The organism is Italian clover phyllody phytoplasma str. MA1 (assembly GCF_000300695.1).
Classification (GTDB): domain Bacteria; phylum Bacillota_I; class Bacilli_A; order Acholeplasmatales; family Acholeplasmataceae; genus Phytoplasma.
This window is the reverse complement of record NZ_AKIM01000076.1, coordinates 1-440: the sequence shown is the minus strand read 5'-3', so window position 1 is coordinate 440 and position 440 is coordinate 1. Positions and strand designations below refer to the sequence as shown.

At 17.7% G+C, this 440-nt stretch carries 1 protein-coding gene; it reads left to right on the top strand.

Features of this window, described 5'->3' with window-relative positions; all coding sequences use genetic code 11:
• The first annotated feature begins 33 nt into the window (after positions 1–33).
• Positions 34–342: an SVM family protein gene (locus RI01_RS04065; RefSeq protein WP_017193105.1), complete on the top strand. Its 309-nt coding sequence runs from the start codon at positions 34–36 to the stop codon at positions 340–342.
• The last annotated feature ends 98 nt before the right edge of the window (positions 343–440 follow it).

Genomic DNA, 440 nt, shown 5'->3' with positions numbered 1-440 from the left:
ATAAAGGAATAAAAATTAAAGGAGATTTAATTAATGTTTAAATTAAAAAAACATTTACTATTATTTAATATTATTTTATTTATTGGTTTAGGATTGCTGTTAATAAATAATAATAATCAAATTATGGCAATGGACAAATTAAATAATGAATTAAATAAAGAAATAAATATTAATAAATGTCAAGAACAAATTCAACAATTAGAAGAAACACCAAAATACAGTAAAGAAGATGACAAAATCAAAAATGATAATTTAGAAAAACAAAAAAACTATTTTTTTAAATTATTTATCAAACAAATAATTATAAAATTGATTTTTATAGAAATTAATATAAATTTTTAATCACAAACTAAGACCCTCCAGGGTCTTTTTTTATTTAATAACAACAACAAACACAAACTTGGAAAGGAAACAAAAACCATGTTAATTAAAAAAATCTT